Here is a 21,868-nt window from a genome sequence, read left to right as displayed (position 1 = left end):
AATGAAGAAAAATATGTGAGGTGGTATAACTTATGATGAATCGAGTTGTATTAATCGGTAGATTGACAAAGGAGCCAGAATTATACTACACAAAGCAAGGCGTCGCTTATGCACGAGTATGTGTTGCGGTGAATAGAGGTTTTCGAAATAGTTTAGGTGAGCAACAAGTAGATTTTATTAATTGTGTCGTTTGGCGAAGAGCGGCTGAGAATGTAACTGAATATTGTACGAAGGGGTCTCTTGTTGGAATTACCGGGCGTATTCATACGAGTAATTACGAGGATGATCAAGGTAAGAGAATATATAAAACGGAAGTTGTAATTGAGAGCATTACATTTTTGGAGAGAAGGCGGGAGGGCGCATCGCAATAAGAGGGGACTTTAAACAATGGGTTTGGGGCAATTAGGTTGAAAGATAAAGTGTGATGATGGAAAGAAATCAGCAAAATAAAGCATCCGAGTAGGTTTAGAAAGGTGGAACATGTTACAATACACCTAAGAACATGCAATAAAGGAGAGTTTTTTACGTGAAGATTAAAGCAATTGAACCGACGCCAAGTCCAAATACAATGAAAGTTATTTTGAATGAAGTATTACCATCAGGAGCGCGTAATAATTATACAAATGAAAATAAAGAGCAAGCACCAATGCAAGTGCAAGAAATTTTGAAAATTGAAGGCATTAAAGGTGTATATCATGTAGCCGACTTTTTAGCGGTGGAGCGAAATGCAAAGTATGACTGGAAAGTTTTATTACAACAAGTTCGTGCTGTTTTCGGCGAAGAGGTAGTAGAAGAGAGTGAAGAACAACAATTTGTTCATTTTGGAGAAGTGAAAGTGTTTGTTCAAATGTTCTTTACAATTCCAATGCAAGTAAAGTTAACAGATGGAACATCGGAAGAACGTGTTGGTTTACCAGATCGTTTTAAAGAATCAATTATGAAAGTTCAAATGTCTGCACCAAACGTTGTAAAAGAACGTAAATGGGTGGAACAAAGTACACGTTACGGTAATTTTGAAGAAATCGGGAAAGAAGTAGTGGAAGAGATTGTTGCTGCTTATTCAGAAGAACGTGTAAATGAAACAGTTAAAGAATTATTAAACCAGGCAGGTGCTGTTGAAGTAACGATTCAAAAGCGTGAGCCGTATAAAGTAACAGTAGAGATGATGAAAGATGCTGACTGGAAAAATCGTTTTGCAGCATTAGAGCAAATGGATCCTACTGAAGAAGATATGCCAGTGTTGAAGATGGCGTTAGATGATGAAAAAGTTTCAATCCGCCGTTTAGCAACAGCGTATTTAGGTATGGTAAAAGGTGATGGGGTATTGCCGTTATTATATAAAGCGTTATTAGATCGTTCAGTAAGTGTTCGCCGTACAGCGGGCGATTGCTTATCAGACGTAGGTGATCCAGCAGCGATGTTCGTTATGATTAAATCTCTGAAAGATTCAAGTAAATTAGTACGCTGGCGTGCAGCAATGTTCTTATTTGAACTTGGAGATGAAAGTGCGATTCCTGCATTAAAAGCAGCGCAAGATGATCCGGAGTTTGAAGTAGCGATGCAAGCGCGTCTAGCATTAGAGCGTATTGAAGGCGGAGAAGAAGCAAAAGGTTCTGTATGGAAACAAATGACGGAGTCTCGTAAAGGGGAATAATGTATGATTGTTTTCTATGATAGTTGGTGCCCGATGTGTACGGCGGTTGCAGAACGTACGAAAAAACTAGATAAAAAGGGTAAGATGCAATTTGTTTCATTTCGAGATGAAGATGTAGTTGAGAAGTATGAACTTTCTCAAGAACTACAAAGCAAGATGGAACAAAGATTGTATATTTTAAAAAATAATAAGTGGTATGACGGGATTCATAGCATACATGTATTAGCAAAGTCCGTTCCATCTTATTGGTTTGCCGTTCCATTTATAAAACTGTCTATCGTACTTGGATTTGGAAGTAAAGTATACGATTATATCGCTAACAATAGAAAACTTGTCCCAGTTGGACATTGCCGCGGTGGGGTTTGTGAAATCCCTACAAAAAAATGAAATCATCGTTATCTTTCTTTTGCACCTAGTAATAGAGCGTGATATGATGAATTTGGAATGAAAGTTGAAGGAGAGATTACACGATGTCAAATGCTTATGAAGAATACATGCGCCAAATGGTAATCCCAATGCGTCAAGAATTAGTGCGTTCTGGGTTTGAAGAGTTAACTACAGAAGAAGCTGTAACAGAATTTATGGAAAACGCATCAGGTACAACTTTAGTAGTTGTAAACTCGGTTTGTGGTTGTGCAGCTGGTTTAGCACGTCCATCAGCAGGTCAAGCAGTTGTTCGTGCTGAAAAACAACCTGATCATCTTGTAACTGTATTCGCAGGCCAAGATAAAGATGCGACTGCAAAAATGCGTGAATACTTCGGAGAAATTCCTCCATCTTCACCATCTATGGCATTATTAAAAGGAAAAGAAGTTGTTCACTTCATTCACCGTCATGAAATTGAAGGTGCAACTATGGACGAAATTATTACGAACTTAGAACAAGCTTTCGAAAAGAATTGCTAAAGAAGGGGGAGAGTAAATCTCCCTCTTTTCTTTATATAGAGGTGAAAAAATGATTGTAACAACAGCAGGAAGAACAAACAAAGAAATGACAGATTATGCAAATGAGGTAGCAGCAGAATTAAATCGTTCTTTCGTTAAACGTAATGACATACCAGTACATAAACTACATGAGCAGTATGAACAAGATGTACTTGTCGTAGGCAAAAACCGATTAGCCATTTATCCAAAAGGAACGGAAGAGTCATTTTTCTTTCATCCAAACTCAGCGATGTTTCGTGTAAAAAGGTTAATGCGCGGAGAACACGATCCGTTTGTACAAGCCACGCAATTAGAGAGCGGGATGACAGTATTAGATTGTACGCTCGGTATGGCATCAGATAGTATTGTAGCTAGTTATATTGTTGGTAAAAGCGGAAAAGTAACGGGACTTGAAGGCAATGAGTATATGGCTTATATTATGGAAAATGGTTTGAAAACATGGTCTTCAACTGTTTCTGAAATTGATGAGGCAATGCAACGAATCGATGTGAAGCAAACGGAGCATTACGCATTTTTAACACAATGTGAAGACGATAGTTATGATGTCGTGTACCTTGATCCGATGTTTGAAGAAACTGTTATAGAATCAGATGGAATAAAAGGATTAAAACACTTCGCTTTGTATCATGATATTACTGACGAAACAATTGCGGAAGCCAAGCGTGTGGCGAGAAAGCGTGTCGTTCTGAAAGATCATTTCCGTAGTTCTAGATTTGAAAAACATAATTTTCACGTATACAAAAGAAAAAGTGCGAAGTTTCACTTTGGTGTAATTGACCCTTGCTAATTGTTTGAAAAGATGTATAATAAGCAATAATTAATTAAATATACTGTCTGTGATGAAGAGAGTAGTCTTTTTTTGGAAGGAAAGCGAGCTAGGGATGGTGTGAGCCTAGTGCGGAAGAAAAAGATGAAGCGCACTTCGGAGATGCTTCTTGAACGAATAGTAGAGTAAGCCGAGGCCCCCTGTCCTCGTTATAAACGGGAAAGTGGTTCGTAATGAACAACAAGGGTGGTACCACGGGTTAAAACTCGTCTCTTTTTTAGAGACGAGTTTTTTGTGTTTTAAAAATTAAGGAGGTTGTAGTATGGATTACAAAACGCAGTTTGCGGAAAGTTTATTCAATATTTTCACGAATGGATTAACGCAAAAACAAATTTTAGATTTAATTGAAACACCGAAACAAGATGAATTCGGAGATGCAGCGTTTCCATGTTTTTCACTTGCGAAGCAATATAAAAAATCACCAGCTATTATCGCAAAGGAAGTTGCGGAGAAATTAAGTGATCCATTTTTTACGAAAGTAGAGGCTGTTGGTCCTTACGTAAATGTATTTTTTAATCGTGAAACTGTAAGTGATGCAGTATTAAAAACGATTTTAGCGGAGAAAGAAGAGTACGGTCAAAATCACTTAGGATGTGAAAAGACTGTAGTTATCGATTATTCCTCTCCTAATATCGCGAAGCCTTTTTCAATGGGGCATTTACGTTCTACAATGATTGGAAATTCACTGAAACATATCGCTGAAAAATGCGGCTATGAAGTTGTAGGAATTAATTATATTGGGGATTGGGGAACACAGTTTGGAAAGTTAATTACTGCTTATAAAAAATGGGGAAATGAAGCAGTAGTTAAAGAAGATCCAATCCGTGAACTATTTAAGTTATATGTTCAATTCCATGAAGAGGTAAAAGACGACGAAGAACTAGAAGAAGATGGACGCGCTTGGTTTAAGAAATTAGAAGAAGGTGATGAAGAAGCGGTTGAGCTTTGGAATTGGTTCCGTCACGAATCCTTAAAAGAATTTTCTCGTATTTATGAACTTCTCGGTGTTGAATTTACTAATTTTCAAGGAGAAGCTTTTTATAATAACTTAATGGAAGATTTTATTGGAATTTTAGAAGAACATGATTTGCTTGAAGAGTCTGAAGGCGCGTTAGTCGTTAATTTAGAAGAAGAGGGAATGCCGCCTTGCTTAATTAGAAAATCAGATGGTGCGACGATTTACGCAACGCGTGACTTAACGGCAGCGTTATATCGTCAAAATACATTTGGGTTTGATAAAGCGTTATATGTAGTTGGCCCAGAACAAAGTTTACACTTCAATCAATTTTTCACTGTATTAAAAAAGCTTGGCTATACTTGGGTTGATGGTATGGAACACGTACCGTTTGGCTTCATTTTAAAAGATGGTAAGAAAATGTCGACCCGTAAAGGAAAAGTTATTTTACTTGAAGAAGTACTTGAAGAAGCAATCGACCTTGCAAAACAAAATATTGAAGAGAAAAATCCAAACTTAAAACAGAAAGAAGAAGTAGCAAAGCAAGTCGGCGCTGGCGCAGTTATCTTCCATGATTTAAAAAATGAGCGTATGCATAATATTGAATTCTCATTAGAAAATATGCTGAAATTTGAAGGTGAAACAGGACCGTACGTACAGTACACACATGCACGTGCTTGCTCTATTTTAAGAAAAGAAAGTGTAGAATTTGAAACGTGTATGTTTGCATTAAAAGATGATCATAGCTGGAGCGTCGTAAAATTACTTAATAAGTTTCCACAAGTAATTGAAGCAGCCTTCAACAAAAATGAGCCATCAATCATTTCGAAATACGTATTAGATGTAGCACAATCGTTTAATAAATACTACGGCAATGTTCGTATATTGGAAGAGAGCGAAGAAAAAGACAGTAGACTGGCATTAGTTTATGCTGTGACAGTTGTATTAAAAGAGGGATTACGTTTACTAGGGGTAGAGGCTCCTGAGGAGATGTAAAATAAATAGGTATACGTATCATAGTAGATATGTATGCCTATTTATTTTTATAGAAAATGTGAAAGCAGAAGTTTAATTTTATTAAATCTAAACTTTTCTAGAATTGTTTCAAGTGTAGGAATGTCCATATTAAATGGAGAATTGTAATGTCATATATAAAAAGGAGGCGTTAAACTTGGAAACATACGATTGGAACAGTAAAATAACATATTTAAAAAACACGAGAGATTTATATTACAACGACGATTATGTAAGCTTTTTAGTAAATATGGTTTGGAAGATTACTAAGCCAGTACATATTGTTGATTATGGTTGTGGATATGGTTATTTAGGATTAGTATTAATGCCTTTACTTCCAGAAGGGTCAAAGTATACAGGCATTGATAGTGGAGAAACATTATTATCTGAAGCGAGAGAGTTGTTTCGTTTACTTCCGTATGAGACAGAATTTCTTGAGGGAGATGCTACAGAAATTGAATTGAAAGATACATACGATATAGCAATTTGTCATGCTTTCTTATTACATATGAGTTCGCCAAAAATGATGGTACAAAAAATGATGCATTCAGTTAAAAGGAACGGAAAAATAATCTGTTTTGAACCACATTGGATATCAAATATGTCTTCATACTCTTTAAATGGAGAGAATCAATCGGAAATTATTAGGCTAGGTGCTTTGCAGAAGTTATTTGAAAGTGACATGCAGAGAAGCGGAAAAGATGGAAATATTGGTATGAAAATACCGATATTTTTAAGTGAACTAGGCGTAAAAAATATTCAATGTAGAGTAAGTGATAAAGTGAACTTTTTAGATTCTAATATGCATCATAATGATAAACAAAGGTTGTATCATTCGTTAAAAGAAGAGGGAATTGCAGGTGATCCGGGTGATAAACAGCAATTTATAGAACGTTTAATGTCTAGAGGGTTAATATATGATGATGCGCTAGCACAATATGAAGCTGAACTCCGATTTTTTAAAGCATTTCAAATGCATTCGTCTTTAGTATATGCTCCGAATATGAAAATTACATTTGGTGACATAGAATGTTAAAAGGTAGAGGTATATTGAGGATTGTCATTTTTTGTCGGTAAGTCGATATCCACTGTATAATCGCTGATATATTTTGAAAATCGCCGATATAATTTCATGTACGGATTTCAGCTTCCAAAAGATAAGCTCCTCATGTTACGTTATTCCATTTAATTAAACAAAATATGGGGGAAAACAATCATTTTTACTATATTTTGTTATAAATTTGAATAATATTAATTAATACCATCTATTATAAGAGATTTTAGTTGAATACCTACAATATGATGTGTAAAATCTAAGCAAGTAGCAGTACAAATAAATATTCGAGGTGAATACATGCTAGATTTTAAGCAGTTAGATGCTTGTTTGAAAGACAAGAGATTTATAGATGGATTACAGGAAATAAATAATGAAATTTCATATATAAAAGAAAAGAATACTTTATCTTATTTGAAGAGTTGGCTTGCTAGTGTTCCTTCACATAAGGAGTTTGACATATTAATACGTCTTACTGATGAAGGGCTTATGCACCAATACAGTTCATTCCTCATTCGCTACGCCTACAAAAAATTCCCAAATATGAGAACGCTCTCTTTATATTGTGATGAGTTAATTGATGAGCGGAAAATACTTGAAGTAGAACAGTTGTTAAAAGACTCATTAGAAGAGGTAAGTAAAGAAGAAATAGAAGCTGATCTTTTAGCGAAAACATATTTTACGTTAGTACGATGTTTGTTGGAAATGAAACGAAATGAAGAAGCCCTAATCTATATGCAAAAGGCAGAGGAGTACAGTTCACGTGCCGTATTTGATAAATGGGGCTACGTCTATATGCATACAGGTGAATGGGAGAAAGCAGAAGAACAATTTATAGCCGGCATGCAGCATAAAGATTGTGAAGAGCTATCTACCTATTTATTATCACAATTATATGCGAATCAAGGAGAACAAAAACGTGCATTACAGCTAATTGATGATGCGATTGTAAAGTTCCCACAAGTACCATATTTTCATTTTGAAAAGGTAAAATATTTATTAGATTTAAGGAAGTATGAAGAAATGTTAGCGGTAATAGATAACATAAATAATCAGCTTCCTTATCATGCGTATAAAGCTTACTTTGTACATTTACGTGCAGAAGCGCTTTACAAAATGAATAAACTTGTAGATTTACAACAGTTATTAAAAGAAGAAAAAAGTTTAAAAGAGTCTTTATATCATAATTTAGAAAAAAATCCAGATGGAAAAAAGGTGCATTTACCGATAGTTCCTATTGTACAAAAGGATAATTATTGTGTTCCGACAAGTTTAGAAATGATGTTGCAGTTATGGGGAGAAAAACGTACACAAGATGAAATAGCAGATTTTATTTTTGATATGACAGGCTCAAAGTTTTCGGATACTGTTTCTTATTTAGAAGAATTAGGTTATGAATATCGTTATTTTAAAGGTAATGAGGAAAATTATAAGAGACTGCTGGATGAAGGGATTCCGGTTTTATTAAGTATAGATATTGAGCATGCTTCACATGTGCAAGTATTATCTGGATATGATGATACGTTACAAGTTTTTTATGTTCAAGATCCGAACTTTATAGAACCAGTTATTGTGGAATATAGTAAGTTACAAGAAAAATATCGTTACACAGGTTGTTTAGCGATTACGTTTGTCCCGAAAGAAAAGAAGGAGCAATTAACATTTTTAAACGAAGAAGAAAATAATTATTTTAAATCTGTTTTTTCTCTTACGGATCATTTAGATGAACATGATAAAGAGGGGATTCATAACTTAGTACAATTTTTAAAAGAGACGAGTGATAATCCGAATACGTGGTTATATACGGTTAAGCATTTAGATGTTGAAGTAGATAATGAGTTTATTATATGTTGTATTGAAAAGTTAATGGAGAAGTTTCCGAACTCAGATTTTGTTAAATTGCATGGTGCGCAGTGCTTTATTCGCCTTCAAGAATTAGAAAAAGCCGGGCAAATGCTGACAAGTGTTGAGAAGAAAAATAATCGTGCTTTATATCATTTAATAAACGGAAGATATGCTTTTGAACAGGAAAGTTATATAGAAGCGATTTCAAGTTTTCGTTCATCATTACAATTAGACGCAGATCAGCCGATTGCTTGGAGTTTTCTCGCTTTATCATACATGTATATCGATCAATCTGAAAAGGCGTTGCAGTTTTCTCAAGTTGCTTTAGAACGTAGTCCAGAAAGATTCACTTTAACGAATCACGGATTAATATTAATAGATTTAGAAAGATATGAAGAAGCGTATGAAATTTTTAATGACCTATTAAGAGAGAATAAAAATGAGGCACATGTATGGTATGAGCGCGCGAGATGTGCGCATCATTTAGGGAAATTACATTTAGCGATAAAAGGGCTTAAAGTAGCGATTTATTTGGATAGTAATGCACCTTACATCTATACGAAACTTTCGGAAATATACGAGTCTGATTTGAAGGATGAGGAAAGTACGAAAGAAATTTTATTAAAAGGTATTGAGAATTGTGACGATAAGGCACCTCTATACGTAAAACTCGGTGACTATCATTTTCAAAATGATAGTCTGGAAGAAGCAGAAATATTGTATAATCGTGCTTTAGAAGAAAATCATGATGATGTTTATTCTCACTTTGGACTTACGCAAGTTTATATGGCGAAAGAACAATACAAGGAAGCGAAACAATATATTCTCGGTATTGAAAAACAAATTGAAAAGAGCCAAGATTTTCTTATGAATGCGGGAATGGTTTTATGGGATGCTGAGATTGAACTTGGTGGAAATGAAGAAGGGTTTAAAGTAGCTTTGTCTAAGTTAGAGAGTGGTATAAAGCAGAGCGAATATAATGTGGCAAGTGCGTTAGATGAATATGTGAATCGAATTAAAGGAACGGTATTTGTACAAAGAGGTATAGCATTCTTAAGAACGTTACACAAAGAAAGAAATGAAATAAGCGAATACGGTTGTTATACAGGTATTTTATATGAATCTATTGGGCAGTACGGCCAAGCGATGAAAAGGTATAATAAGGCGATAGAACAAAAGGAAACGGCATTACCGTATTACCGAATTGGTGAAACACTTATGGCATTAGGGCAATTGACAGAAGCAAAGCAAGCGTATGAAACTTGTTTAGAGCTTGATGGGAATTTCGTCGGTGTACATTTACAGCTTGCGGAAATATACGAAAAAGAAGAAAACCGTTCTAAAGAACAAAGTCATATGGTTCAGGCTATGAAAGAAGAGCCGATGCATATTAATATGGAATATTTGGCACAGCTTTCAGTAGAAATGAGTCTTCAGGAAGAGTTACTGACAGAACTAGAACAATTAGCGGACGAAGTACCTGAAATATGGCGATTAGATGCGATTGCATATGTGTATGGAGCGATGGATGAAATAGATAAAGAACAAGCACAGATTGAAGAGGCACTTCAATTAGATAGTGAGCATATAGAAGTTCTATATCATTATGCCAAAGTGTTAGTGAAAAAAAGGAATGCAAAAGCAATTGAAATTGCAATGAAAGTTATACAAAAAGATGCAAATAATGAACAAATATTTGATGTGTATGTAAAAACGATAGAACAACATAAGAAATTGTCTAACATACGAGATTTTCTTCATACATTAAAGGTGAAGAAGGCAGAAAGAAGTATGGCATTTATGTATGCTGCATCTGCGGTGACGGAAAGATGGATTGAACGGCAACAAAATGAACAGCCGAAAAAATCCATAATTACGAGAGCTTTTTATCGTATGAAAAACCGTGCGAAAGAAATTTCGATTATTACTACAATCATTGATTTGTATGAAATCTCGTTAAAGTTAAATCAAAAAAATAGTATGGCAGCGCAGCGATTTTCACTATTTTACGAGAATGTGGCGATGTATAAAGAGGCGATAGATGTATTGCAAACATCGTTAGAAAATAAATGGGATTACGATGTAGCGAAGCAACTTGTAAATCTTTTCATGGCGTGTGAGGAAGAAGATATGTTACGGGATGCTTCAGAATTAACGAAGCAAATGGTTCGAGAGTTACCAGATGATTATGATACGCTTCTTTTACAAGCACAAGTATTCTTTAAAATAGGAGAAGAAAGAAAAGCAGAAAAGATTACCTTACAATTAATGGAGCAAACACCGTTTGTAAGTAGAGCGTTTCTTGCTTTAGGAGAAATGTATCAAAGTCAAGAAAGGTTTGAAGAGGCAATTCATGTATTAGAAAATGCTTCTATACATCATCCAAATGAAGCAGCAATTCTTCTTTCTTTAGCATCTTCGTATCATGGTGCCGGACAAACACTAAAGGCAGAAAAAATAACAAATGATGTATTAACAATAGATGCGAGTGATTTGTTAGCAAGATATGATCGCGCTTGTTATTTAGCACAGTTAAATAGAATTGAAGAGGCGAAGCAAGAGCTTGAAATTGTTCTTCGTGAGGATGAATCAAGATTCTTTGCTGAGCTTATTGAAGAAGATGAAGATTTAGCTGGAATACAAGAATTTAAGAAATAATTGTATAGGAATTGTGAAAAAAGGGTATAATTAAATATATATTTCGAATTAGTTGACAATTTATTGCCCAATGGCATAAAATAGCTTTTAATAAAGTATACAAATCTGAAGACGAGAACGAGTAAAATAATGAATTGTTCCCCAGAGAGCCGGTGTATAGCTGAAAGCCGGTGTGCAGACGTTATTTGAAAATCATCTCCGAGGAGCCGAGGCTGAAAATAAGTAAGCCCGGACGGATGTCTACCGTTACAAAGAACACGTATGATAGTACGTTGCTAAGTGCTATTAGCGAAGAGCTAATAGAATTAGGGTGGTAACGCGGTTAAACCCGTCCCTACTTCATGGGGACGGGTTTTTTGTGTGCTTTAAAATATTCAAAAGGAGTGATTGTAGATGAAGAAAGTAGATGTAAAAGAGTCAGCTGTAGGGAGAGAAACACGTATTCGTAAGCAGTGGAACGAGCAAAGTATTTTCGAGCAATCAATTCAGAATCGAGAAGGCGCACAGTCTTTTGTGTTTTATGAAGGACCACCAACGGCGAATGGATTACCGCATGTAGGTCATGCGCTTGGACGGACAATTAAAGATGTAGTAGCAAGATATAAAACGATGGCTGGTTATAAAGTGCTACGAAAAGCGGGATGGGATACACACGGTTTACCTGTAGAATTAGGTGTTGAGAAGCAACTCGGTATTTCTGGTAAACATGAAATTGAAGAGTATGGAATTGAGCCATTTATTCAGAAGTGTAAAGAGAGTGTATTCACATATGAGAAGCAGTGGCGTGAATTCACTGAAAGCATCGGTTATTGGGTAGATATGGATGATCCATACGTTACGCTAGAGAATCCATATATCGAAAGTGTATGGCATATTTTAGGGACGATTCATGAAAAAGGATTATTGTACAAAGGGCATAGAGTCTCACCATACTGCCCAAGTTGTCAAACTTCACTAAGTTCACATGAGGTTGCACAAGGGTATAAAACAGTAAAAGACTTAAGTGCAACAGTTAAGTTTCAAGTAAAAGATAGTGAAAATGAATATTTCCTAGGGTGGACAACGACACCTTGGACACTTCCAGCAAATGTTGCGCTCGCTGTACATCCAAATATGGAATACGTGAAAGCGAAACAAGAAGGTCATGTATACATTGTTGCGAAAGAACGTGTACAAGATGTATTAAAAGAAGACTATGAAGTATTATCTGTTCATAAAGGTGAAGAATTAGTAAACACATCTTATATGCCGCCATTTCCAATGAAAGAAGTTACAAATGGCTATCACGTTATCGCAGCAGATTTTGTCACGGCAGATAGTGGTACAGGACTCGTTCATATCGCTCCAGCATATGGGGAGGACGATTATAGAGTCGTTCAAAGTGAAGGATTGTCATTCTTGCATGTTGTAGATGAGAAAGGTGAATATACAGAAGCAGTACCATTTTTGAAAGGGAAATTTGTTAAAGATTGTGACGTGGATATCGTTCGTCATTTAGCGAAGGAAGGTTTACTGTATCATAAAGAAAAGTATGAACATAGCTACCCACATTGCTGGCGTTGTGATTCACCACTTCTTTATTATGCAGGAGAGAGTTGGTTAATCCGAACAACTGCAATTAAAGATACATTTTTGCAAAATAACGATTCTGTTACTTGGTATCCAGACCATATGAAACATGGACGCTTTGGTAAGTTTTTAGAAAATATGGTGGACTGGAATATTAGCCGAAATAGATATTGGGGAACACCATTAAACGTATGGGAATGTGAAAGTTGCGATCATCAATTCGCACCGAAAAGCATTGCTGATTTAAGAAAGCATAGTACAAAAGAAACACCGGAAGATTTGGAATTGCATAAGCCATATGTAGATGAAGTGCAAGTTTGCTGTGAAAAATGCGGAAGTACAATGAATCGTACACCAGAAGTAATTGATGTTTGGTTTGATAGTGGTTCCATGCCATTTGCGCAATATCATTATCCATTTGAAAATAAAGAGTTATTTGAAGAACAGTTTCCAGCGGATGTTATTGCAGAAGGCATTGATCAAACACGCGGATGGTTTTATAGTTTATTAGCAGTATCAGCACTATATACAGGAAAAGTACCTTATAAACGAGTGTTATCACTAGGACATGTATTAGACGAAGAAGGACAGAAAATGTCTAAAAGTAAAGGGAATGCACTAGATCCAGTTGATTTAGTAAATCAGTTTGGTGCAGATGCTTTAAGATGGGCGCTACTCGTTGACAGTGCACCGTGGAATGCGAAACGTTTTTCTGAAAGAACAGTACTGGAAGCAAAATCTAAGTTTGTAGATACATTAGTCAATGTGTATAGCTTCTATGTTTTATATGCAAATTTAGATGGGTATAATCCGAAAGAAACGTATGATGTAAAGCGGACGAAATTGGATGAATGGGTATTATCAAGATTGCATAGCACTACGAAAAAAGTGAGAACAGCACTTGATGATTATCAATTTACGAATGCAGCTCGTGAAATCGCGGCACTTGTAGATGAAGTAAGTAACTGGTATGTAAGACGATCACGTAATCGTTTCTGGGAGTCTGGTATGAATGCTGAAAAAGCAGCTGCGTATGAGACACTTCATGAAGTACTTGTAACAATTAGTAAATTAATTGCACCATTTACACCGTTTGTCGCTGAAGATATTCATTTGAATTTAACTGCAAGTAGCGTTCATTTAGAGGATTATCCAGTTGTAAATGAATCACTACTTCAGCCGAAATTAGAAGAGGAAATGGATGCAGTTTTACAGGTTGTTGAACTTGGAAGAAGTAATCGTAATCAGCATTCTTTAAAAGTAAAACAGCCGTTAGCAGAACTTGTATTACTAGCGCATAATGAAAATGATATGGATTGGGAATCTTATCGTGATATCGTCATGGATGAGCTAAATGTCAAAGCGTTTCATGTTGAACTCGATGAAACGAAATATACGTCCTATCAATTAAAGCTGAATTTTAAAACAGCTGGGCCGAAGCTTGGTAAAAATGTGAATGCAGTAAATACATGGCTAAAACAATTACCAAAAGAAGAAGTGCAACATTTTGTATCTACAGAAAGAGCAGTTTACGAAGCAGCACCAGGAGAAGAAGTAGTTGTAACAGCTGAAGATGTACTGGTAGAGAAAGTCGCAAAATCAGGATTTTCTAATACGACTAACGGACAATATACAGTTATGTTAGATACGAATGTAACGGAAGAATTGTTACAAGAAGGAGTAGCTCGTGAATTCATTCGAGCGGTTCAAGAATATCGTAAGCAGTTAAATTTACCGGTTAATTTACGAGTAGATGTTATTCTTGATACAGAGGAAGAACTACAACGAACATTAACGAACCATAAAGATTTATTGGAAGAAAATTTACTCGTTAAGCAATTTACATTTGATCACTTAACGAATGAAGACGATGAACTATCTTTAGGTGAAGCGAAAGTTCGAATTAAATTAAGCGCGGCTCATTAAAGAAAAAAGGAAGTTGGAATGATTCCAACTTCCTTTTTGTATGATGGAAATTTATCCGGCTAATTTCCTCATAATCCATTCGATAGGTCCTCTAGAAAATTTCTTTCCCCATAACACACTAATTAAAATGCTAAAAATGAAAAATCCACTAGCAAATAATAAAACGAATAGTAGTGATTGTTGTTCCATTTTATTTAATAGAATTAACGTCCCAATACCGATAAATACATGGCTGACATAATGAGTTAATGTTAATTGTCCTGTTTGTACAATGGAAGTGACAAACCAATTATTTCTATATTTTTCAGCGATGTTGAGGCAAATGATTAATATAGCAATAGCGGATCCTGTAGCAGATAAAATATATAATACATTTGGTAAGATGGGTCCTGTATTAAATAAAAATGTGGCAGCCTCTTTGCCGATATATGGAATAAAAAAGTGAGTAAGCCCTTTTGATAAAAGTTCTGACAATATTGTAATTGTAATACCCAGTAAGAGTAATCTTTCTCTAATTTTCTTATTATGAAGATCTAACCTGCCAATTATCATACCGATTAAGAAGAACGAGAACCAAGGGAAAATAGGGTGATAGCCATTAAAGAATAAATTGCGAAGAAAACCTTGTATTGTCCAGAAGTCTACATAGTTTATGAATGGAGTAGGTCCTCCCCAACCTTCGAAAGTATTGAAAGTAAGCTGAAGAGCTTGTGCGATTAATAAAATAATGATAGAAAGAAAAAGTAATAGTTTTTTGCGTACTGTAATGAGTAATGCAGCGACGAAAAGGTAAACACCGTAGTAGTGTATTATATCCCCAGTCCACTCTAGTCCATATAGTAGTAATCCTAAAATAAATAAGAATAGTGATCGTTTCCATATGGTCTTTCGGCTATTAGAAATTTTTATTTTTTCATTGCTAGCAACGGCTGACCTAGTCATTAAAGTGATACCGATGCCTGCAAGTATAACAAACAAAGCAGAAGCTCTACCTTCAAATAGTGACATGAGGGTTATTAAAAAAGGGGGACCATTTCCTTCTGCACCTGTTATCACCATGAAATTAACAAGTAGCATACCAAACATCGCCAAAGCTCTAGCGAAATCTAAGCCGATAATGCGCTTTTTTGTATTCACTTCAATCCCTTCTTTCAAAAATGCTATTTACAGCTTCAATCCAAATTTGTTTATAATCTATCTTTGCATCAATCATCATAAAATTCCCGATATTATCAAGCACCAATGCTAACATATGAGCTTTTGAAACTAGATTTTTATTTTCAATTAATTGAAGTTTATTTGCTTTTGTAAGGAGTACCTCAAATCCATGTAAATATTCTGTTTGCACAGTTAGTAATCGATCTTTGTACATATTGTTTCTTGAAGATAGTAAAACATATTCTTGTAACACAAGATTAAAATAAGGGTCGTTTCGCTGTTCATCAATTATTTTAAGGCCAATTGCAATACATTTTTCAATAAAATTTGTTTTCGTAAATTCTTCTGTATGAAAATACGAAGAGAACTGCATAGCTTTACATAATTCAGTAAAAATACATTCAATCAAGGCATCTTTAGACTTAAAGTAGTAATATATAGATGGTTTTGCGATACCAACCTTCTCACCAATCATCGTATAAGTTGTTTTAGCAATACCGTACGTAGCAAAAAGGCGATAACTTGCTTCCATTATTGAAGAGAGTGTTTCTTCACTTTTACTCATAATAGATCCTCCTAAAAAAGGTTATTTAAATCGTATCATTCATTAATAATTTTTTCAACCTACCGTTAGGTAAAAAGTCTATTTTTTTAAACAGTAATATGAAAAGTTTCAGGGATAAGGAATGACTTTAGAAATTTCTTTCTAAAGTATTGTTTTCACTTTACGCATAAATATTGAGAAAATTTCACTGACCCTAAATGGAAAGGTAATAGAATTGTTTATAGAGAATTACTCGTAGATTCAATTTTTATCCCCCCATGTTGTGGGGAATGATTGCCTAGTGGTAATGGGATAAGGTTGAGCTACTTTATTAGGGGGAGTGGTTCTATGTTTAATAAAAAAATGGTGGCAATGGCAATGACTGTGCCATTAGTAATGGGGACGATTTCTACGGTTTCGGCGTTGGAAAAACAACAGCAAGTAAAGCTAGAAGCTTATTCGCCGCAGAAAAAAGCAACTGAATATTTAAAAGAAAATGCTGCACAGTATGGATTGAAAACAGACCTTTCAGACTTGCAATATATTTCTACAACAGAAACGTCAGTAGCTTCATATGTTAGATTCCAACAAGTTGTTAATGGTGCGCCTGTATTTTCAAAACAAATTACAGTTACACTTAACGGAGAGGGAAAGGGCGTACTTGCTGTTTCTGATTATCAATCCGTCAAAGGTGTGAAGGAAGTAACGACAAAAATTAGTGAAAAAGATGCAATACAAAAATCAATGGCGTATGTTGGAGAAGCAAGTGAGCAAAACTTATGGGCTCCTACAGAGAAAGAATTCGGATATATTGTTGAAGAGGGAATTGCTCGTCCAGTATATAAAGTTGTAGTCCATTCTAATAACCCGTTTGGTGCATGGGAAACATTTATTGATGCAGAAAATGGGAAGTTAATTAAAAAGGTTGATATAAACCGAAAAGCTGAAGGGACAGGAAAAGTATTTTTACCTAACCCAGTCGTATCTAGTGGTAGTAAAGTAGGCTTAAAAGATAATAACGATGCGGATTCAACAGCGTTAACGAATCAATTGAAGACTGTTACGTTAAAAGGTTTAGATGGGACAGGATTTTTAATTGGAGAGTATGTAACAATTTCTTCAAAAGCAAAAACAAAATCTACAAATTTACAATTTAACTATACACGTGCAAATGATAGCTTTGAAGATGTTATGTCGTATTATCATATCGATACATTACAGCGTTACATTCAAGGGTTAGGTTTTAAAAATATTAATAATCGCTCTATTAAAGTGAATGTGAATGGAACGACGGCGGATAACTCATTTTATTCTCCGACAACGAAAGCTTTAACTTTTGGTACTGGCGGAGTAGATGATGCAGAAGATGCTGGTATTATCGCACATGAATACGGACATTCAATTCAAGATAACCAAGTTCCTGGCTTTGGTAGTTCAGCAGAAGGCGGAGCGATGGGAGAAGGATTTGGTGACTTCTTAGGTGCTACGTATGAAGATGCAGTATCGACAACAGGCTACGGAAAAGCATGTGTTGGAGAATGGGATGCGGCTGCTTATTCTAGTTCAGATCCGACGTGCTTGCGCCGATTAGATACGAATAAAGTGTATCCGAAAGATGTTACAAATGAGGTACATGATGATGGGGAAATTTGGGCACAAGGTCAATATGAGATGGCACAAGCTTTTGGACGTGATGTAGCAACGAAAATTATTTTACAATCACACTGGTCATTAACACCAAACTCTAAATTCAGTGATGGAGCAAAAGCGATTAAGCAAGCGGATACTCTTTTATATGGCGGACAACATGCTGCTGATATCGATCGTATTTGGGCAGCAAGAGGAATTAGTACGAATTAATATAAAAAGTCGTGGCGTTTATAAGCCACGACTTTTTAATTTGCTTAAGAACTGGTACTAGTAAAGTAAGCTATATGAATGCTAATGTAAATTCATCCGCATTCTAGTTGTTTTTTTCTTCTTTAAAAACAAAATGCTCTTTAAATTTTCTAGACTCAACTTTTTGACCGTTTCTCATAGAGCGGAAAGGGTGTTCTTGCCAAGTAATGATTACATCAACTTCATCTGCTTTTGTGGCAACTGGAAAATTAGTATGTTCAAATCCAGTTTTTCCACTTGCTAAGCGACTTTCCTTTCGTGAGAAAAGTTCATATTTCGTTTTCGTTTTTGGCTCGTTGCGGAATACTTCGACTTGTACGTTATATACTTCACTGTTACCAACATTTTTTACTGAAAATTGATATGTTTTAAATTCATCTTCTTTAGCTTGAAGCATATTTTTATCTATGTTCTTCGGTTCATCAATATTCACTTTCCATTGATCAGAGTTTTGGGAGATTGGTAAAGATTTTGGTGAATAGGCGTATGTTTCATTCACTGCAATTAGGCATAACAAAAGAAGAAAGAAACTAATCGCTTTTTTCATATAAACACCTCGCTATAAAATTTTTATCCCGCATTAACGGGCAGTAAGACCCCCACCTCAAAATTCAGGGAAAGCAAAGAAGTTAGGTGGGGGATCAACTGCCCGTAAAAGCCCGATTGGTTCAACTAATAATCAGTGGGGATGAACAAAATCCCCACTGATTAAAGTTTCACTTTATTAATATGCGTAAATAAAACGGAATTTATGTAATAAAATGGAAAAAGGTGATACTTTGATTCAAATAAATTTGAAAAAACTTGAAGAGGTAGTAGGTGGTGAAGGGTTACAAGAATCGTTTCATCATATAGAGATACATGGTGTCTGTATAGATTCCAAAAGCATTAAAGAAGGAAATGTATTTGTCCCAATCATTAGGGTGAAAGATGGACATGATTATGTGAAAGAGGCATTCGATAATGGAGCTGTCGCTTCCTTATGGAAAAAGTCTTACGGCACTCCGCCAAAAGGGATGCCAATTATATTTGTAGATGACACTTTATTTGCTTTGCAACAATTGGCACAATTTTATCGAAAAGAGCTAAATGTAAAAGTAATTGGAATTACAGGTAGTAATGGTAAGACAACGGTAAAAGATATAATAAGCACGATTTTAAGTACAACTCATCGTGTGCATAAAACAAAGGGGAATTTTAATAGTCAAATCGTTTTACCATTAACAATTTTAGAGATGAAACGAGATACAGAGTTTTTAATTCTTGAAATGGGGATGAGTGAAAAAGGACAAATTCGAAACTTATCAATAATAGCACAGCCAGATGTAGTAATCATTACAATGATTGGCCATTCTCACTTAGAGACGCTTGGATCAAAAGAAGAAATTGCGAAGGCTAAATTAGAAATTATTGATGGATTAAAAGGTGAAGGATTATGTTTGTATAATGGAGATGAACCATTGCTTTTGAAAAATAAGAATCTATCGAGTATAAATTGTAAGGCATTTGGTGAAAAGTATACAAATGATTTGATTCCAACAAACGTGCAATTAGATGAATATGGTGTTCATTTTAAATTAAATGATTCAAAAATACAGTACGATGTTCCCTTACATGGAAAACATAATATTTTAAATACGATTGTCGGAATCGCCGTAGGTCAATTTTATAATGTCACTACAGAAAAAATACAGAAAGCATTGCGACAAGTAAATATTACTCATATGCGCTTTCAATTTTTAACTGCTAAAACAGGGTTTACAATTATTAACGATGCATGGAATGCCAGTCCCTCTTCAATGAAGGCTGCAATTGAAACGTTACAGATATTAAATGCCTATAAGAAAAAAATGATAGTAATTGGGGATATGCTGGAGTTAGGGGAGAATGCTGAAACATATCATAGAGAAATTGGTAAAATGTTAAATGAAGAGAGCATTCAATATGTATTCACTTATGGAGAGTTAGCTGAAATTGTAGCGGAAGAAGCGAGAAAGAAATATGATACAGGAAAAGTACAGTCATTTAATAGTAAAGCCAAGATAGCAGAGGAAGTATTAAAAGTTATAACGAAAAAGGATGTTGTATTACTAAAAGGCTCACGTGGAATGGCTTTAGAGGAGATTGTACAAAATTGGATATGAAAAATCAAAATATATTAAAAAAGGCTTGCGTTTTATAAAGTGAAGAGATAGAATACTCTGTAAATATAAAAAGTGAGGATCAGGAAAAGTACATGATGCAAAGGTCTACAGAGAGCAATCGGTTGCTGAGAAGATTGCGATACCGCATGATGGAAGGACACCTGTGAGTGTTGCTTTGAACGTGATAATTAGTAAAAGCAAACGGTACCTACCGTTATCGGGGCTAAGATGGTCATTATGACAATTTGGGTGGTACCGCGGAAAAATCCGTCCCTATTTATAGGGGCGGATTTTTGTATTCTTTGAAAGGAGGTGAGTGACCGTGGATGATGACGATGACAACAATAACGTAAATAAATATAAAATTACTGGAGGGAAAATAATGAAGCGTTCACTCACAAAAGAATGTACAAAGCAAAGCGGAAAGGTTGTATTACTTCAAGGATGGGTAAAAAAGATTCGTCATCTAGGTAATGTTAGTTTTTTATTAATAAGGGATCGATCGGGAGTTATGCAATGTGTATTAGAAAATGAATTAGCTGGATATAAGGTAGATGTGGAAAGTGTCGTTCAAGTCGTTGGTGAAATTGTAGAGACTTCGAAAACAGAGTTAGGGGTTGAAGTGCTTGCTCACGAAGTGAAAATATTAAATGGCGCAGAACCACTTCCGTTTGAAATAAATAAAAAGAAGTTACAAATTGGTTTAGATCAACTACTGAATGAGCGGGTATTATCATTAAGACATGAGAGAACCGGGGCGATATTTAAAGTGAAATCTACACTCGTTCAGAGCTTTAGTGAATTTCTTATAGAGAACGATTTCACACGTATATTTACTCCGAAAATTGTTTCGCAAGGGGCAGAAGGAGGCGCGAATGTTTTTAAGCTTCCATACTTTCAAAAAGAAGCTTATTTAGCACAATCACCACAGTTTTATAAACAGATGATGGTAGCTGGAGGTTTAGAACGTGTTTTTGAAGTTGCACCTGTTTACAGAGCGGAACATCATAATTCTTCCCGTCATTTGAATGAATATATATCGTTAGACGTAGAACTTGGATTTATTCATGATTTTTATGAAGTGATGCAATTAGAAACGGATGTTTTACGATATATGTTTCAACAAGTAGCAAAAAACTGTGAAAAAGAACTACAACTATTACAAATAGAAGTACCTGTTATTATAGAAATACCAAAAATTACATTGTTAGAAGCGCAAGAAATTTTGAAAAATAAATACCGGAAAGAGTCGCCAAGTGGGGATTTAGATACAGAAGGTGAAAAACTACTAGGGAAATATGTGAAGGAAACATATAAGAGTGAGTTAGTTTTCATTACACATTATCCGAAAGAAGCTAGGCCGATGTATACGATGCCGAATAATGAGAATCCGTCTATTACTGATTCGTTCGACTTACTATATAAAGGATTAGAAATAACATCAGGGGCACAACGAATTCATGATTATGAAAAGTTACTTGCTTCTTTTAATGAAAAGGGATTACATCCAGATACATTTCAATCTTATTTAAATACATTCCGATACGGTTGTCCCCCGCATGGTGGTTTTGGAATTGGATTAGAGAGAGTTGTATACAAACTATTAGAATTAACAAATGTACGAGAGGCGAGTGCTTTTCCAAGGGACTGTACAAGACTTATCCCTTAATAATAGGGG

At 35.3% G+C, this 21,868-nt stretch carries 15 protein-coding genes and 3 other annotated features; of the genes, 12 read left to right on the top strand and 3 right to left on the bottom strand.

All coding sequences use genetic code 11. The features are described 5' to 3' along the window. Positions 1 to 32: 32 nt before the first annotated feature. The 9 genes from JDS82_RS16365 to ileS all read left to right on the top strand — a co-directional run bounded on the left by JDS82_RS16365 (position 33) and on the right by ileS (position 14,445). Complete coding sequence (locus tag JDS82_RS16365) at positions 33 to 371, top strand: single-stranded DNA-binding protein (protein ID WP_000982032.1); 339 nt, start codon at positions 33 to 35, stop codon at positions 369 to 371. A 155-nt stretch (positions 372 to 526) separates the two neighbouring features. Continuing rightward, positions 527 to 1,654: a virulence factor gene (locus tag JDS82_RS16360; protein ID WP_199713597.1), complete on the top strand. Its 1,128-nt coding sequence runs from the start codon at positions 527 to 529 to the stop codon at positions 1,652 to 1,654. A 3-nt stretch (positions 1,655 to 1,657) separates the two neighbouring features. After that, the gene (locus tag JDS82_RS16355; RefSeq protein ID WP_000634892.1) at positions 1,658 to 2,041 is read left to right on the top strand and encodes a thiol-disulfide oxidoreductase DCC family protein; all 384 of its coding nucleotides are present in this window, start codon (positions 1,658 to 1,660) and stop codon (positions 2,039 to 2,041) included. An 83-nt stretch (positions 2,042 to 2,124) separates the two neighbouring features. Beyond that, positions 2,125 to 2,559, top strand: coding sequence for a BrxA/BrxB family bacilliredoxin (locus tag JDS82_RS16350; RefSeq protein ID WP_000063703.1), 435 nt, complete (start codon positions 2,125 to 2,127; stop codon positions 2,557 to 2,559). A gap of 49 nt (positions 2,560 to 2,608) precedes the next feature. Next, positions 2,609 to 3,385, top strand: coding sequence for a class I SAM-dependent methyltransferase (locus tag JDS82_RS16345; RefSeq protein WP_199713596.1), 777 nt, complete (start codon positions 2,609 to 2,611; stop codon positions 3,383 to 3,385). 40 nt (positions 3,386 to 3,425) lie between these two features. Beyond that, positions 3,426 to 3,641, top strand: a binding site (T-box leader). Positions 3,642 to 3,686: 45 nt separating this feature from the next. Continuing rightward, complete coding sequence (gene argS, locus JDS82_RS16340) at positions 3,687 to 5,375, top strand: arginine--tRNA ligase (RefSeq protein WP_199713595.1); 1,689 nt, start codon at positions 3,687 to 3,689, stop codon at positions 5,373 to 5,375. Positions 5,376 to 5,508: 133 nt separating this feature from the next. After that, positions 5,509 to 6,429 (top strand): class I SAM-dependent methyltransferase, encoded by a 921-nt coding sequence (locus JDS82_RS16335; protein WP_081252594.1) that lies wholly within the window; start codon positions 5,509 to 5,511, stop codon positions 6,427 to 6,429. 318 nt (positions 6,430 to 6,747) lie between these two features. Continuing rightward, entirely contained in the window at positions 6,748 to 10,950 is a 4,203-nt protein-coding gene (locus JDS82_RS16330; protein ID WP_199713594.1) for a bacteriocin-processing peptidase family protein, read from the top strand. Positions 10,951 to 11,049: 99 nt separating this feature from the next. Then, positions 11,050 to 11,289: a binding site (T-box leader), on the top strand. Positions 11,290 to 11,343: 54 nt separating this feature from the next. Continuing rightward, positions 11,344 to 14,445 (top strand): isoleucine--tRNA ligase, encoded by a 3,102-nt coding sequence (ileS, locus tag JDS82_RS16325; protein WP_000754925.1) that lies wholly within the window; start codon positions 11,344 to 11,346, stop codon positions 14,443 to 14,445. A 51-nt stretch (positions 14,446 to 14,496) separates the two neighbouring features. On the opposite strand, the gene JDS82_RS16320 is transcribed toward ileS, so the two are convergent. Continuing rightward, on the bottom strand, positions 14,497 to 15,582 hold the full coding sequence (locus tag JDS82_RS16320; protein WP_001093117.1) for a DUF418 domain-containing protein: 1,086 nt from the start codon (positions 15,580 to 15,582) through the stop codon (positions 14,497 to 14,499). A 1-nt stretch (position 15,583) separates the two neighbouring features. Then, positions 15,584 to 16,168, bottom strand: a complete 585-nt coding sequence (locus JDS82_RS16315; RefSeq protein ID WP_000045221.1) for a TetR/AcrR family transcriptional regulator — start codon at positions 16,166 to 16,168, stop codon at positions 15,584 to 15,586. A 327-nt stretch (positions 16,169 to 16,495) separates the two neighbouring features. Between JDS82_RS16315 and JDS82_RS16310 the strand changes: the two genes are divergently transcribed. Then, positions 16,496 to 18,007, top strand: a complete 1,512-nt coding sequence (locus JDS82_RS16310) for a M36 family metallopeptidase (protein WP_199713593.1) — start codon at positions 16,496 to 16,498, stop codon at positions 18,005 to 18,007. A 103-nt stretch (positions 18,008 to 18,110) separates the two neighbouring features. On the opposite strand, the gene JDS82_RS16305 is transcribed toward JDS82_RS16310, so the two are convergent. Then, entirely contained in the window at positions 18,111 to 18,593 is a 483-nt protein-coding gene (locus tag JDS82_RS16305; RefSeq protein WP_199713592.1) for a hypothetical protein, read from the bottom strand. A gap of 214 nt (positions 18,594 to 18,807) precedes the next feature. On the opposite strand from JDS82_RS16305, the gene JDS82_RS16300 reads away from it, so the two are divergent. Both JDS82_RS16300 and aspS read left to right on the top strand, forming a co-directional pair. Next, on the top strand, positions 18,808 to 20,190 hold the full coding sequence (locus JDS82_RS16300; RefSeq protein WP_199713591.1) for a UDP-N-acetylmuramoyl-tripeptide--D-alanyl-D-alanine ligase: 1,383 nt from the start codon (positions 18,808 to 18,810) through the stop codon (positions 20,188 to 20,190). Positions 20,191 to 20,256: 66 nt separating this feature from the next. After that, positions 20,257 to 20,468: a binding site (T-box leader), on the top strand. Between the two features lie 104 nt (positions 20,469 to 20,572). Next, positions 20,573 to 21,859, top strand: coding sequence for an aspartate--tRNA(Asn) ligase (aspS, locus tag JDS82_RS16295; RefSeq protein ID WP_199713601.1), 1,287 nt, complete (start codon positions 20,573 to 20,575; stop codon positions 21,857 to 21,859). Positions 21,860 to 21,868 lie beyond the last annotated feature (9 nt).

The organism is Bacillus cereus group sp. N14, assembly GCF_016483555.1.
Taxonomy (GTDB): Bacteria; Bacillota; Bacilli; order Bacillales; family Bacillaceae_G; genus Bacillus_A; species Bacillus_A wiedmannii.
Note: the sequence above shows the minus strand (reverse complement) of the source record. Positions and strands in the feature narration are given on the sequence as shown.